The organism is Ahrensia sp. R2A130 (genome assembly GCF_000179775.1).
In the GTDB taxonomy this organism is placed as follows: domain Bacteria; phylum Pseudomonadota; class Alphaproteobacteria; order Rhizobiales; family Rhizobiaceae; genus Pseudahrensia.
Genome location: NZ_AEEB01000022.1, coordinates 321,359 through 336,358, shown reverse-complemented (window position 1 = coordinate 336,358; position 15,000 = coordinate 321,359). Strand labels below are relative to the sequence as shown.

The window sequence follows — 15,000 nt, the reverse complement described above, 5'->3', positions numbered from 1 at the left end:
GCGGGGATGACAGCGGAGGAGTTAGGTTGGGCTACCCGTCTGCTGACAACTCACCCGGCTTCTTCTGCTTCACCAGCGGTAGCAACAACAGCGCTAGGAAGAACAACACCACCACCGGCGCGACACCCAATTGCTGGCTGCCGGTGGCTGTCGTGATGATGCCGATCATCAGTGGAGCGATAAAGGATGTGGCTCGGCCCGATAGGGCGTAGAGGCCGAAGGCTTCCGCCATGCGGTCCGGGTGGGCCTGGTCGACCATCAGCGTGCGGGACGCAGCCTGAAGAGCGCCACCGGCAGCACCGATGAAACCACCACAGATATAGAACACGATGGTCGGGAGATTAGAGCCCGATTCAAGCTGCATGAAGAGTGCCGAGGTCGGGCTCGTGGTGACGATGATGAGGCTTGAGATCATAAGCACGATAACAGAGGTGACCACCACGAATTTCGGACCCTTGGCAGCATCTGCGCGACCGCCGAGGAATGCACCAGCGACGCCGGTTAGGTTTGCAAGAATGCCGAAGATACCCACCTGCACGATGTCCCACTTCAACACGCCCACGGCGTAGATGCCGCCGAATGTGTAGAGGCCGTTCAGCGCGTCGCGGTAGATCATGGATGAGCCGAGATAGGCGAAAAGCGACGGCGTTTGCGGCAGCGACTTGATGGTGTTCCAAAGGCCTTGCAGTCCGGCTTTCACCGCGCCTTTGGACTTTTCTTTCTTCTCCGCGTCCGGCGTAAACAGGAACAGTGGGATGACGAAGACGAGATACCAAAGGCCGGTCAGTGGACCGGATGCGCGCTCACCTTCCTTGGCGGAAGCGTCGATGCCGAACAATGGCTCGATGCCGAGCAGCGTCTTGCCTTCACTGTTGGTTGCCATGGTCAGCAGCACGACGATGAGGGTGAGCAGCCCAGCGATGTAGCCTAACGCCCAAGCGTTGCCCGACAGGCGGCCCAGCTGCGCACGGGGGACCAGACTTGGCATCATGGCGTTGTTGAACACGGCTGCAAATTCAAAGCCGATCATGGTGATGATGAAGGCCACCAACGCGAACAGCACACCGGAACTACCAGCGTTCGGCTCTGCCCACCACAGGCCGATAGAGCCCGCGATTGCGAGCAGAGAGAAGCCGAATATCCACGGTTTACGAGGGCCGGATGCGTCTGCGATGGAGCCGAGAACCGGCGATAAGGCTGCGATGAGAATGCCGCCAATGGCAGCCGCATAGCCCCAATAGGCTTGGCCGGTCACACCGTCCGGTGCGACGGACGCCGCAAAATAGGGCGCGAAAATGAAGGTGATGATGAGCGTGTGGAACGGCTGGGCTGCCCAATCGAACAGCATCCAGCCCCAGATGCCTTTTTTGCCGACCTTCGCTTCCGTAGGCTCATCTACGGCGTGCCTCACCGGCGCCTGCGCGGCCCTTACTTTTTCTCGCCCGATATTGTTGTCGCTCATTTCGCCCGTTCTCCCGTCAGGCCTGCTCGTTGGTGCAGGCTGTCATGGATCGGAACGCTATGCCAGCGTGGTTAACGTTGATTCAATATTGGCAACATCTCACCCGTCCCGCAGGCGGTCCCGCAAAACGAATTTCTGAATCTTGCCGGTGCTGGTTTTGGGCAACTCTTCGAAGATGAATGTCTTGGGGACCTTGAAGCTTGCCATACGCTCGCGGCACCATGCGGTCATAGTGGCAGTATCGCCGGATTTCCCCGGTTTGAGCTCCAAGAAAGCGCAAGGCGTTTCGCCCCATTTTTCATCCGGCTTGGCGACGACCGCGGCTGCCATGACGTCTTCATGGCCTGCCAGAATTCCTTCGATCTCGACGGAGGAAATGTTTTCACCACCAGAGATGATGATGTCCTTGGAGCGGTCTTTGATCTTCAGATAACCGTCGGCATTCATCACCGCGAGGTCGCCGGTGTGGAACCAACCGCCTGCGAAGGCCGCTTCCGAGGCTGACGGATTGCGGTAATAGCCCTTCATCACCACGTTGCCGCGCACCATGATTTCACCTATGGTTTCACCATCTGCGGGAACGGGTTCCATTGTGTCGGGGTCCGCCACCATAACGTCTTCCAGCACGGCGTAGCGCACGCCTTGGCGGGAGTTCAGCTCGGCTAATTCGTCGTTCGGCTTGCCGAGCCATTCTGCTTGAGGCGCGCATTCGAGAACATGGCCGTAGGTTTCCGTCAGGCCGTAAACGTGGGTGAGCGTGAAGCCTGCCTTTTTGACTGCGGCCAGCACAGCGGGCGGTGGTGGCGCGGCTGCAGTGTAAGCGCGGATGGGCCAGTCGAAGTCTTTGCGCTCTTCGTCAGTCGCATTGATGAGCATGGACAGCACGATGGGCGCGCCGCCAAAATGGGTGACGCGGTGTGCGCCGATGGCCGCGTAAAGGTTCTTCGCGTTGACGTTGCGGATGAGCACGGACATGCCACCGGTTGCAGCCAACGCCCAAGCGTGGCCCCAGCCGTTGCAGTGAAAGAGTGGCACCACATACATGTGGACGGGGAAGGTCGCGTCGCCTTCCAGTCCACCCGTCATGGGCCAAGACGCTGCCGTTCCCAATGCTATGAGGTGCGCCCCGCGATGGTGGACGACGACGCCTTTCGGGTCGCTCGTGGTGCCTGAGGTGTAGTTGAGCGAAATCGCGTCCCATTCATCGGTGGGCATCACCCAATCATAGGCCGGGTCGCCCAAGCGAATAAACGCTTCGGTGTCCATTTCGCCAAGGCGCTTGCCTTCCGGCTCGTCGGTCTCGCCATCAACAATATCGATCACCGGCAGTGCGCGACCAAGCTTTTCAAGTGCCGGTTCTACTGCTGGCGCAAAGCGGGTGTCGGTGACCAGCAGCTTCGCCTCGCCATGGTCGAGGATGTAGGCGATCGTTGCCGCATCGAGCCGGATGTTGATCGGGTTCATCACCGCGCCTGCCATGGCAACGGCAAACTGCAGTTCGAACATTTCTGGAATATTGGGCGCGATGATCGCCACCGTATCGCCGCGCCCTATGCCACGTGCGTTCAAGGCCGACGCGAAACGCACGCAGCGTTCGTACACCTCACCCCAGCTGCGCGTCAGGCTTTCATAAGCGTAGGCCGTGCGATGGGGATAAACGTCGCGGGCGCGGCGCAGGAATGACAACGGAGTCAGTGCTGCGAAGTTCGCCGTGTTCGCATCAAGATCACGGTCGTAATTCGATTGTGAAATTTGTGGGTCCGATCTTTCCGTTTCGTGAACCATATCGGCAATCTCCCCGTCCATTTGCCTTCGAAACTGCGGGTTTGGCCGCATTCTAAGGTCTTCATTAAGCTGCGCGACTGCACGTTGGTCGGGCACTCGTGCGCGGTTGAAAATCTGTCTGCCGCGTCATGAGTGGACCTGCAAGGCAAAAGAACGCGCCTGACGGGACAAAACATAGGGCATCCGCGCAAGCGAATGGAGACTTGAGACGATGGGTAACGAACAGCTTGACCAGAACACCACCACGGGTGCCACAAGCGCACTTGTACGGTGGGCTGCCGTTGGCGCTCTTGGCTTCTTCGTGGCGTGCATGCCTGCTGCCGCACAGGCATCGGGCTATACGACGCTGGCCTTGCCCGAAAAGCAGGGCTCGATCAGCAATATTGGTGCTGCACCGGACAAGGAATCTATTGATCTGAAGCTGGGCGACATCCGGACCCGCGAGGCTCAACTGCCCGGCGGCAGCACGACCCTGCGGGAACGTATGGCGATGCGGGCCAAACTGCGTGAAAAACGCCAGATGGCCGTAACAATGGCAACCCGCGAGGCTGAGCCTGCCGAAGGTGAAGACCAGGCAAAACCTGTCAGCGCTAACGGCGGTTCTGACATCGACCTGCCACCGCCGCCGAAACAGGCGCCGGTGGACGAATTCGGTATGTCCGACATCAATATGTAAGCTTGGATAAAGCCTAAACTAAATTCCGCCGTCACGCCCGAACTGCACGTCGCGTGTGGCGGAGCGGATCGACACCGAAAAGCCTGCCATCACATCTATCGCCACCATCAACATGATGAGGAAGAAGGTGGATGTTGCCGCAACCGGCACCAGCAGAAATTCCACCAGAAACAGGATGAGCACCAGCGTCGACAGCAGATGGTCGATGATGGACAGCTTGCCTATGCGCGTGGCTTTCAGAATTTCGATGAAAAGCAGGAACATGGAGAATGACAGGATCGCGTCGCCCATGTCGAAGCGCCAAACGCCACCTGTCGGCATGGTGAGGTTGAAGAGCTCGCTGTCCCAGATATTACCTGCGGCAGGGTCAAGCGTCATGCCGAAGGCAATGCCGTTATAGGCAATCAGCGCAAGCGCCATGAGCGGAAAGTTGGTGAGCATGGGCTGGCTCCAATGCAGTTAGGGCGATTCTAACCCTGTCTTTAGGCTTTCACCATCTGCAGGGCAAAACGACAAAAGGGCCAGCGGATTTATCCACCAGCCCATCGGTATTTCATTGTTTGATGTGTGAACCCACCGGAGCCGAATGGCGACCGGCCGTCGGCCGCCCCCGCGGAGCGTCGGCAAAGCCGACAGCGTGAGCGCGAAAGAAAGCTGAAGTCAGCCTTACAGGCTGTCTTTAGCTTCCAAGATCTGCTTGCCGCGATACATGCCTGATTTCAGGTCGATGTGATGCGGACGGCGCAGTTCACCGGAGTTCTTGTCTTCGACATATGTCGGGTTTTTCAACGCGTCTGTGGACCGGCGAAAACCGCGTTTCATGCGCGAAATCTTACTCTTTGGGACAGCCATGGTATCATGCTCCTACGGGTGCCGGACCTTATCCAAAACTCCGTGGCGCACACGACCGAATGTTCGGCGGGCGCTGGGTGGACATCCAGCTATCTGAAAACGTTGTTTAGCCCGTCGCAACACTGGTGTAGCGACGTTGACGGGCGGTATAGACCATATGTGCGGCAAGGCAAGAGGTTTTGCGGTTCGCTGTCACGCTTATTGCGGCTTCAGGCATCTTATATAGGCACCGGACTGTTTGGCACGACCCTCTACCCGCCGCGCCATGCGCGCCAGCGACCGTGAGGGCTTGGCGGGATTGCGGGTGAGAGGGCTTGGCAGCACCACCGCCAACCGCGAGGCCTGTCGGCGCGACAGCTTTTTGGCGGAACGGCCAAAATGGTGTTGGGCTGCCGCGTCGATGCCGAAAATGCCCGGCCCCCATTCAGCGATATTGAGATAAATCTCCATCATGCGCCGCTTGCCCCACACTTTGTCGGCGGCCAATGCCAGCGGCACTTCAAGGCCTTTACGGAGCACGGAACGGCTGTTCCAGAGGAACAGGTTTTTCGCTGCCTGCATGGAAACCGTGCTGGCACCACGCGGACGTTCACCTTCCAGCACATCGGAGACCACGGTGTTCACAGCATCCCAATCGACACCGCTGTGGCTGCAAAATTTGCCGTCCTCACTGGAGACGATGGATTGGACGACAAAGGGAGATATATCGTCGAGCGCCACCCACTCACGGGTAATTTCAGTGCCGGAAACGCGCTGCCACACCATGAGTGCGGAAACCGGATTGACCGCCGGGACGGTATAAAGCGCGATCAGCGCAAAAGGCAGCAAGACCAGAATGAGCGCGACGATAACAAGTCGTTTGACGAGCCATCGCGTCATCCGTCGCCAACGCGAGCCGGAGCGGGATGGGCCGACGATTGCAGGTCCGTTCTTCTGCGCGATCAGATCATCAACGGGTGATTTTTTGCGTTTGGACTTCGACGGCTTACTCGCTCGCCCTTTGGATGAGCTGGCTGCTTTGCTGCGTGTCGTCTTGGCCAATGTGGTCGCAGCCTTTGCAGGTTGTAGAAGGGCGGATTGTCATATCGGTGTAGCGAGGGGCCGCCGCATCAACAAGCGGCCTGATGCAATCGCTTGACGCTGCACCGCCTTCCGCGCCACCAAGGCGGCAACTTAACGGGGGGCATCATGGCTGATCTGAAACTACAAATGGCGAAGATCGCCGATGCCGTAAACGGCTGGCTCGACGTCGAACTGAACGCTGATTCTGCAGCGGAAGGCGAACGGCAGCGTCCCGAACGGTTGGTGGCTGCCATGCGGCACGGCGTGTTGAATGGCGGCAAGCGGGTGCGGCCTTTCCTCGTGGTGGAATCAGCGGCCCTTTTCGGCGTTTCGCTTGATGATGCTTTGCCAACGGCATGTGCGCTGGAATGCCTGCATTCGTTTTCGCTGGTCCATGATGACCTACCCGCGATGGACGATGACGATCTACGACGCGGCCAGCCAACGGTTCACAAAGCGTTCGATGAAGCGCTGGCTATTCTCGCAGGCGATGCGCTGTCGACATTGGCCTTCGATATTCTGGCATCGCGCTCTTCGGCTGATGCTGCGGTGCGATGCGAACTCACGACCATGCTTGCCCGCGCGTCCGGTTGGGGCGGTATGATCGGCGGGCAGGTGTTGGATATCGAGGCAGAAGACGGTGCGCCGACCGACGCAGAAATCCGCACGCTGCAAGCGATGAAAACCGGCGCGCTGATCCGCTTTGCCTGCGAGGCTGGCGCGGTGCTGGGCGGTGCAGATGATGCGGCTCGTGCAGCGCTCCGCAGCTACGGCGAAACGGTGGGTCTCGCGTTTCAGCTGGCCGACGATATTCTGGATGTTACCGCCGACACAGCAACGCTGGGCAAGACGGCGGGCAAGGATTTGGATGCCGATAAAGGCACGCTTGTTGCACTGCATGGCGTGGATGCGGTGCGGGACATGCTGGGTGAAGCCGTGGCGCAGGCGCATGAGGCGCTGGGTGGTTTTGGTGCAGAAGCCGATGGGCTTCGGGCGATGGCGACGTTCATTGCCGAGCGAAAGAGTTAGCGGTTCCGCTTCACCAGACAAAAACCGCCTGCGTCGCGAATACGCTTGCACAGTCGGATTGCGCCGATGCGGCTGGATGTTCCTAGCCTCACTGCCCATTTCGATTTCAAACCCCGCCGCGTTCGTTCGCGGTAGAGCGCGGGTTTGGTGTCGCCTAAATCTACACCGAGCTTGCCGCGCACGCGCTCCCAGTTTTGCATGGCGCGATTGCGGGAGAAGTTGCCCGCCACCTGGACGCCCCAGGGTTGGCGTGGCACGGCGATCTGACCGGGAACGCCGGGGGAACGTGTTTTCAGCACTGGCAGTTCGGCGCAAGCCTGCTGGAACGCGACGCCTTTCTTGAGCGAAAAATCGTTTACTTTCGCATCACGGGCCCGAAACTGTTCCGCCTGCTTTCCTGTGATCGCCACCACATAGTCGCGGGTTTCGAAGGGCAGGCCGCCGTTACCCGCAAGCCACTTACCCACCCGACCGGCCCCCGCGTTGTAGGCGGCCGCAGCGAGGCCAAAATTACCAAAGCGCAGGCGCAGGCTGGAGAGGAGTGCTGCGGAGGCTTCGATGGCCTGGTCCGGCGCAAAAGGGTTTTTCAAACCACGTTCGATTGCCGTGCCGGGCATGAACTGCGCCACGCCCATGGCGCCTACGGGACTGACCGCAAGCACGTCGAAACGGCTTTCCGTCCAGATGAGGCGGGTGAAAGTGGCGCGGGGAAGGCTGTGGCGGCGGGCGGCTTCGTCGATGAGTTTGCACAGCCGTTCGGCTGGCCAGTCGGCAGGTTTGGGAAGCTCGGGCGCCTTCGTCTGCGCGTTCGCCGGTAATACAAACAGCAACGTCAGAACGAAGATGCTATTCCGCAGCATCGACCTTTGCCACGTTGTCGCCTGCTGTGTTGTCTTGGCCGAAACGACGCTCGACATAGTCCTGCACCAATTGCTCGAAATCTTCGGCGATGTTCTCGCCGCGGAGCGTGACCGCTTTCTCACCGTCGATGAAAACGGGTGCGGCGGGCGTCTCGCCGGTGCCGGGCAAGGAGATGCCGATATCGGCATGTTTGCTTTCGCCGGGGCCGTTGACGATGCAGCCCATCACGGCAACTTTCAGCTCGGCAACACCGGGATATTTCTCTTTCCACGACGGCATGTTCTCGCGCAGCTGGCCCTGAATTTTGGCCGCCAACGACTGGAAGGTGGTGGAGGTCGTGCGGCCACAGCCGGGGCAGGCGGCCACGATGGGGACGAAGGTGCGGAAGCCCATGGTCTGCAACAATTCCTGCGCCACTTGCACTTCACGGGTGCGATCACCGCCAGGTTCCGGCGTAAGCGAAATGCGGATCGTGTCGCCGATGCCCTGCTGCAACAAAATGCCCAAAGCGGCAGATGATGCGACGATGCCTTTCGACCCCATGCCTGCTTCGGTGAGGCCAAGATGCAGCGCGTAATTGGTACGGGCGGCAAGGTCGGCATAGACCGTAATGAGCTGCTGCACGTCCGACACTTTGGCCGACAGGATGATGCGGTCTTTGCCCAGTCCGATGCGTTCGGCTTCGGCGGCAGACAGAAGGGCGGATTGCACCATGGCTTCGCGCATGACGGCGTCTGCGGAGAGCGGCGAACCCTTTGCGGAGTTTTCATCCATCAGCGAGGTGAGGAGTTCCTGATCGAGCGATCCCCAGTTCACACCGATGCGGACGGCCTTGTCGTGTTTGGCGGCGATCTCGACGATCTCGCCGAACTGCCGATCACGCTTTTCGCGGAAGCCGACATTGCCGGGGTTGATGCGGTATTTCGCCAGCGTTGCCGCGCAATCGGGATAAGCCTTCAACAGCTTGTGGCCGATGTAATGGAAGTCACCCACCAGCGGCACGTCGATGCCCAAGCGGTCGAGACGTTCGCGGATGCGCGGCACAGCTTCTGCCGCTTCGTTGCGGTCCACCGTGATGCGAACGATTTCCGAGCCAGCCTTCGCCAGTGCTGCCACTTGAGCGACAGTGCCGTCCACGTCTGCGGTGTCGGTGTTCGTCATGGATTGCACTACGATGGGCGCACCACCGCCGACCATCACGCCACCCACATCGACGCCCACGGTCTTTTGACGAATGAGCGGGCGAACGAGGGGGGCTGCGTCTGTAAAGGCGGGGCAATCGGCGTCGAGGGTCACGGGCGGGCTTTCGTTACATCTGAACTGTCCATGTCGTATGACAGCAGCCTAGCAAGGCGGCGGCCATGTGTCATCGTTGTCTTTGACGCGATCACGCCTTGCGATTGCCCCCTTCACGGTCCATCTGCAGTTCACGTAAGATGCGGATGAATTTTGCCGACAAGAGGGTGCCGATATGAAATTGACCATCAACGGAGAAGAGCGCGAGATTGATGCGCCGGGCGAGATGCCCCTGCTGTGGGCGTTGCGCGATGTGGCCGGTCTCAAAGGCACGAAATTCGGCTGCGGTATCGCATCGTGTGGTGCTTGCACCGTGCTGGTAAACGGCGTTCCGCGCCGGTCCTGCGTCGCACCGCTGGACTCCATCGAAGGCGAGGTGACCACCATCGAAGGGTTGGTCGGTGCTGATGGCGAGTTGCACCCGGTGCAGAAAGCATGGGCGGAAGGCAATGTCGCACAGTGCGGCTACTGCCAGTCCGGCCAGATTATTAGCGCCGTGGCGTTGCTGTCGGAAATTCCCGAACCCACCGACGAAGACATCGACATCAACATGAACAACCTTTGCCGCTGCGGCACCTATCCGCAAATCCGCACGGCCATTCGTCAGGCTTCCGCCGAGATGAAATCGTCGACCTCCAGCGCAGCCAAAACAGACAAGGTTGAGGGTTAGATCATGGGTAAAATTCTCCGCCGCACATTCCTCATCGGCTCCGCCGCCATCGTTGGTGGCGTTGCTTTCGGTGCCTACAAGATCAATCAGGACTACCCCAACCCGCTCGCCGAAGACGGCGCATTGGCAGAGGGTGAGCGCACACTGAACCCGTATATCAAGGTCATGGCCGATGGCGGCGTGACCATCATGATACCTCGTGCCGAAATGGGGCAGGGCGTCACCACTACGCTTGCAGCACTGGTTGCGGAAGAATTGGACGTGCCGCTGGACGCTATAGGCACGGAAATCGCACCGGCGTCATACGCCTATTATAATGCCGCGATGATGTCCGACGGTGCGCCCGTCGCTCACTTCAATCGTACGGCGATGGCGGAAGTCACCCGCACGGCCATGGGTACTGTGGGCAAGGTGTTGGGCTTGCAAGTGACGGGCGGCTCGTCCTCCATTGCAGATGCATACGACAAAATGCGGGAGGCTGGCGCTGCGGCGCGTGAAACTTTCCGGCAGGCCGCTGCTGATCGCACGAATACGCCGCTGACCGACATCACGACGAAGGCGGGCAACGTCGTTCTGCCAGACGGCACGACATTGTCCTATGGCGAGTTGGCGGCGGATGCGTCCAAACTCACCCCGCCATCGGAACCTGCGCTTCGTACGCCGGACAATTGGTCGATCCTCGGCAAGTCGCAGCAGCGCAAGGATGCGCTTCCGAAATCTACCGGCGCAGCGGTCTATGGCATCGACGTCGATCTGCCGGACATGGCCTATGCCACGGTTCGCATGAACCCGCGTTTGGGTGGACCAATGACGTCGTTCGACGCGACCGAGGCGAAGAAAATTCCCGGTGTTATCGACGTGATCGATATGACCGGCGGTGAGAGCGAAAAATTCGGCGGTGGTTTTGCTGTGCTGGCTGAAAACACATGGACCGCCTTCCGCGCTGCCGAATTGGTGGATGTGGAATGGGGGGAGGCACCCTATCCGGCCACCACGGACGGCATCATGGCCGTGATCGCCAAGGCGCTGGATGATGGTATCGGCGATGGCGACAAGCTGCGGAACGATGGTGATGTGGATCTGTCATTTGCAGACGCGCCCCGCGACCGTATCGTGGAAGCCCGTTATCAAGTGCCGTATCTGGCCCACGCGACCATGGAACCCATGAACGCTACGGCGCAGTTCAAAGATGGTGAGTTGGACATCTGGGCCGGTACGCAAGCGCCCACACTGGTGCGCTCCGATTGCGCGTCGGAAACCGGTGTCGACGAGCAGAACGTGCAGGTTCATTCCACCTTCCTTGGCGGTGGTTTTGGTCGTCGTGGCGAGGTGGATTTTGCCCGCTTTGCCGCCCGCGTAGCGCAGCGTGGTGACGGTGTTCTCAAGGGTCGCCCCGTGCAGGTGGTGTGGACCCGCGAGGAGGACATGACCCACGACACTTACCGCCCCGGTGCCGTGTCGCAGTGGCGCGCGCGGTTGGGCGATGACGGCCTGCCGGTTGCCATCGACGGGCATATCGCCTGTCCATCCGTCATCGGCTCGGTCATCAATCGCACCTTCCCATCCGTACCCGCAGCGGGGCCGGACAACACGATCACCCACGGCGCGTTCGACCAGCCCTATGGTGTGGAGAATTACCGCGTGTCCGGCATCAAGGCGCCGGTGGATATTCCCGTCGGTTTCTGGCGGTCGGTGGGCAACAGCTACAACGGCTTCTTCCATGAGAGCTTCATGGACGAGATGGCCCACGTTGCCGACCAGGACCCCATGGCGTTTCGCGCCGCACTCATGAAGGACCACCCAACCGCCGTGGGCGTGATGAAGCGATTGGCCGATATGTCCGGCTGGACGGAAGCGAAGGTCGAGGGTCGCGCCAAGGGCTGTGCCTTCACGCTGTCCTTCGGTTGCTGGACAGGTCAGGTGGTGGAAGTCGTTCAGACCGACGATGGCATCAAAATTGAGAACGTGTGGTGCGTCGGCGATATCGGGCAGGCGCTCGATCCCGCAAACGTCGCGGCACAGCTGCAGTCCGGCATCGTCTATGGGTTGTCATCGGCGCTAGGGCAGGAAATCACATTCGAAGACGGCATGGTGCAGGAAACCAATTTCGACACCTATGACGCGATGCGGATGGCGAATTGCCCGACGATTACCGTCGAGGTGATGGAAGAGGCAGAGCATCGTGGCGGCGCGGGCGAACCCGGCACGCCGCCGTCCATTCCCGCGCTGGCCAACGCGGTCTTCGCGCTCACCGGCAAACGCATTCGCACGATGCCGCTGTCGAAAGAGGTGGAGTTCGTTTGAGGGCTGGCTGACTTTGAACGGCTGCGATGACGGTGGACTAGCGGCTTCGTTGGGATGACACCCGCCGGAGGCTGACGTAACTTTCGCATCATACCTGCTCGCGAGAATCACACAATGGCCAAACCCTTTTCCATCGCCACGTGGAACATCAATTCCGTGCGGTTGCGTATCGGGTTGGTGGAGAAGTTTCTCGCCGAGCATCAGCCGGACGTGCTGTGCCTGCAGGAAATCAAATGTGTGAACGAGCTGTTTCCCGCAGACGCTTTTACTGCTGCCGGTTATCCGCATCACGCTGTCCATGGGCAAAAGGGTTATCACGGGGTGGCGACCGTTTCGAAGCACCCGCTGACGGAAACTGCGTCCGCCGATTACGTCGCCATGGGCGATACGCGCCATGTGGAATGTATCGTGCAATCCCCCGGCGGGCCGGTGCGAATGCACAATTTCTATGTTCCTGCCGGTGGCGATGTGGCCGACCCTGCCGTGAACCCGAAGTTCGATCACAAGATGAAATTTATCGAAGAGATGAAGGCGCTTGGCTGTGATGATGGCGATGTGCCTGCGATCCTTGTGGGCGATCTCAACATCGCGCCGTTGGAAACCGATGTGTGGTCGCACAAACAGCTTCTTAAAGTCGTTAGCCACACGCCCGTGGAAACCGATGGGTTGAACGAAGTGATGGCGAAAGGCGGTTGGACCGATCTTATCCGCCAGCACATTCCCGCTGAGGACATTCTCTTCACGTGGTGGAGCTACCGCTCGAAGGATTGGGATGCGGCCGACAAAGGGCGTCGCCTCGACCACATCTGGTCATCGCCGAAACTGGCGTCCTCGCTATCGAAGATCGAGGTTCTGCGTGAGGCACGTGGCTGGGAAAAACCGTCAGATCATGTGCCGGTGATCGCCCGTTTCGATTTCACTTAAGAGACCGTCTCTAACTCTGCTTTTTGATGTGGTTCAGTGTGGGATTTAGAGATTTCAGGTGCTTAGAGGCAGTTTTTGCGCTGCTGAACTGAGTTTGACACAGAAATTGATGGCCGGATGCGACATGGTTCGCAGGCATGGTTAACCATTCGTTTACAGTGCTTTACCAGCCAGTTTAATTACTAACGTCATGCGACCCTAGACTTTAGGCAGGCATTAATGTTGCCGCTCGGTTGTTGGCCCCCGACCCATTGTCTTAATCTCCCGCCCAACCTGCGAAAAGTAGGAGAAGAGGGAGACCATATATATGGCTATCAAACCACCACTCACGGACCTGCCGATCCATACGGCAGATTCCGGGTTCTATCGCGGCTTCAGCCCAAGCGTTGCCGTTATTTCCAAGATCATCATCGCCGCACTCGTCGTCTGGGCGATCGTGTGGCCACAATGGGCGGGCAGTGTGTTGTCCGGTTGGAACACTGTTATTTTGGCAAATTTCGCCGCATGGTACATCTGGACCGTGGCGTTTTTCATCATCGTATGTCTTGGCCTTGCGATTTGGCCAACAGCCGGACGCCTCAATCTGGGGCAGGATGGCGAAGGGCCGGAGTTCACCAACTTCTCATGGTTCTCCATGATGTTCGGTGCCGGTATCGGTGTCGGCATGTTGACGTGGGCTGTTGCTGAACCTGTTTCGCATTTTGCCAACAACCCGGAAGTCATCCAAGGCCTGACGACCGCCAAGAGCGAAGACAATATTCGCATGGCTTATAAGTGGTCCTTCCTGCACTGGGGTCTAGGCGCATGGGCTTGCTACGCGGTGGCAGGTCTTTCATTGGCCTTCTTCACATACCGTCGCGGTCTGCCGCTGACGATCCGCTCCGGCCTCACGCCGCTGTTCGGTAAAGCATTGTCCGGCCCGCTGGGTAACCTCATTGATATTATCGCTGTGGTGGCCACCATTTTGGGTGTCGCGCAGACGCTCGGTTTTGGTGTGGACCAGTTCGTTGCCGGTCTTACGCGCATTGGTATCGGTGGTCTTGTTCATCCGGCTGGTGCGGTCGATGAAGCGGGCAAAGCAATCGCCAACACCGCCAACACGTTCGGCATCATCGTTGCGCTGTTGTTCATCATGGGGGCTTCGACCCTGTCGGCGCTGTCCGGTGTAGGCAAAGGCATCAAGTGGCTGTCGAACATCAACATGGTGCTGTCCATCGTACTGCTGGGTTTCTTCATCATCTTTGGTGCCAGTTTCTTCGGCTTGACTGCGATGTTCCTCGGTTTGTTCGATTACCTGATCGCACTGCCGGTGATGAGCTTCAACGTTTGGGTGTCCGATGGACAGGCAGACTCCGAAGCCTTCAAGCTGGCGCAGTGGCAGGGCTGGTGGCCCGTGTTCTACTGGGCTTGGTGGATCGCATTTGCACCTTTCGTGGGTCTGTTCCTGGCGCGCATCTCGCGTGGCCGGACCATCCGTGAATTCGTGCTGGGCGCGATGATTGTGCCTGCGCTTATGTGCTTCGTCTGGTTCGCATGGGCAGGTGGTACCGCTATCTGGCTCGAACTCTACGGTAACGCCAACGGCGTGATCTTCGATGCCGGTAACGGCGACAAGATCTTCGCAATGACCGCCTTCATGCTGGAGCCTATTTCCGAATGGCTCTCATGGGGTATGGCGGTTCTCATCGTGGTCTTGCTGATGACGTTCCTTGTTACCTCTGCCGACTCTGCAGTTTTGATTGTGAACACGATCAATGCTGCTGGTGATGAAGGTCCGAAGGCTCGTCCGCACATCCTGTTCTGGGGTGCCGCACTGGCGTTCGTTGTTGCTGGTCTGCTGATTTCCGGTGGCACCACAGCGATCCAGACCGCGATGGTGATCGGGGCGCTGCCCTTCTCCGTCGTCATGGTATTGATGTGCATCTCGCTCATCAAAGCGATCTATAATGACGGTCGCCGTGAAGCTGCCGGTGTGCAGACGCTGTACGAAAGCGACATCGCACCTGCGGCAGCTGAGTAACAGCTGACAACACTATCGAAGTCGGCGCTTTCCAAGCGCCGACTTCCCCCCTATATAGC

General features: G+C 59.2%; 13 protein-coding genes. 6 read left to right on the top strand and 7 right to left on the bottom strand.

Features of this window, described 5'->3' with window-relative positions; all coding sequences use genetic code 11:
- Positions 1-31: 31 nt before the first annotated feature.
- Together R2A130_RS14960 and R2A130_RS14955 are read right to left on the bottom strand one after the other, a co-directional pair.
- Positions 32-1,462, bottom strand: coding sequence for an MFS transporter (locus R2A130_RS14960; RefSeq protein ID WP_009758650.1), 1,431 nt, complete (start codon positions 1,460-1,462; stop codon positions 32-34).
- A gap of 99 nt (positions 1,463-1,561) precedes the next feature.
- Positions 1,562-3,247: an AMP-binding protein gene (locus tag R2A130_RS14955; protein WP_050786191.1), complete on the bottom strand. Its 1,686-nt coding sequence runs from the start codon at positions 3,245-3,247 to the stop codon at positions 1,562-1,564.
- Positions 3,248-3,458: 211 nt separating this feature from the next.
- Between R2A130_RS14955 and R2A130_RS14950 the strand changes: the two genes are divergently transcribed.
- On the top strand, positions 3,459-3,923 hold the full coding sequence (locus R2A130_RS14950) for a hypothetical protein (RefSeq protein WP_009758648.1): 465 nt from the start codon (positions 3,459-3,461) through the stop codon (positions 3,921-3,923).
- Positions 3,924-3,941: 18 nt separating this feature from the next.
- Here R2A130_RS14950 and R2A130_RS14945 read toward each other — a convergent pair whose 3' ends face one another.
- From R2A130_RS14945 to mtgA, 3 genes are all read right to left on the bottom strand, one after another.
- Complete coding sequence (locus R2A130_RS14945) at positions 3,942-4,364, bottom strand: hypothetical protein (RefSeq protein WP_009758647.1); 423 nt, start codon at positions 4,362-4,364, stop codon at positions 3,942-3,944.
- A 225-nt stretch (positions 4,365-4,589) separates the two neighbouring features.
- Positions 4,590-4,775, bottom strand: coding sequence for a 50S ribosomal protein L32 (gene rpmF, locus R2A130_RS14940; RefSeq protein WP_009758646.1), 186 nt, complete (start codon positions 4,773-4,775; stop codon positions 4,590-4,592).
- Positions 4,776-4,973: 198 nt separating this feature from the next.
- On the bottom strand, positions 4,974-5,816 hold the full coding sequence (mtgA, locus tag R2A130_RS14935; protein WP_009758645.1) for a monofunctional biosynthetic peptidoglycan transglycosylase: 843 nt from the start codon (positions 5,814-5,816) through the stop codon (positions 4,974-4,976).
- 147 nt (positions 5,817-5,963) lie between these two features.
- On the opposite strand from mtgA, the gene R2A130_RS14930 reads away from it, so the two are divergent.
- Positions 5,964-6,866 (top strand): polyprenyl synthetase family protein, encoded by a 903-nt coding sequence (locus R2A130_RS14930; protein ID WP_009758643.1) that lies wholly within the window; start codon positions 5,964-5,966, stop codon positions 6,864-6,866.
- Here R2A130_RS14930 and R2A130_RS14925 read toward each other — a convergent pair.
- On the bottom strand, positions 6,863-7,726 hold the full coding sequence (locus R2A130_RS14925; RefSeq protein WP_009758642.1) for a lytic transglycosylase domain-containing protein: 864 nt from the start codon (positions 7,724-7,726) through the stop codon (positions 6,863-6,865). The genes R2A130_RS14930 and R2A130_RS14925 overlap by 4 nt on opposite strands.
- On the bottom strand, positions 7,713-8,963 hold the full coding sequence (gene ispG, locus R2A130_RS14920; RefSeq protein ID WP_040306256.1) for a flavodoxin-dependent (E)-4-hydroxy-3-methylbut-2-enyl-diphosphate synthase: 1,251 nt from the start codon (positions 8,961-8,963) through the stop codon (positions 7,713-7,715). The genes R2A130_RS14925 and ispG overlap by 14 nt, the downstream gene beginning before the upstream one ends.
- Before the next feature lie 235 nt (positions 8,964-9,198).
- On the opposite strand from ispG, the gene R2A130_RS14915 reads away from it, so the two are divergent.
- The 4 genes from R2A130_RS14915 (at position 9,199) to R2A130_RS14900 (ending at position 14,941) form a co-directional block, all read left to right on the top strand.
- Complete coding sequence (locus tag R2A130_RS14915; RefSeq protein ID WP_009758639.1) at positions 9,199-9,693, top strand: (2Fe-2S)-binding protein; 495 nt, start codon at positions 9,199-9,201, stop codon at positions 9,691-9,693.
- 3 nt (positions 9,694-9,696) lie between these two features.
- Complete coding sequence (locus R2A130_RS14910) at positions 9,697-11,997, top strand: xanthine dehydrogenase family protein molybdopterin-binding subunit (protein ID WP_009758638.1); 2,301 nt, start codon at positions 9,697-9,699, stop codon at positions 11,995-11,997.
- Positions 11,998-12,111: 114 nt separating this feature from the next.
- Positions 12,112-12,921 (top strand): exodeoxyribonuclease III, encoded by an 810-nt coding sequence (locus R2A130_RS14905; protein ID WP_009758637.1) that lies wholly within the window; start codon positions 12,112-12,114, stop codon positions 12,919-12,921.
- Between the two features lie 307 nt (positions 12,922-13,228).
- Complete coding sequence (locus R2A130_RS14900; RefSeq protein ID WP_009758636.1) at positions 13,229-14,941, top strand: BCCT family transporter; 1,713 nt, start codon at positions 13,229-13,231, stop codon at positions 14,939-14,941.
- Positions 14,942-15,000 lie beyond the last annotated feature (59 nt).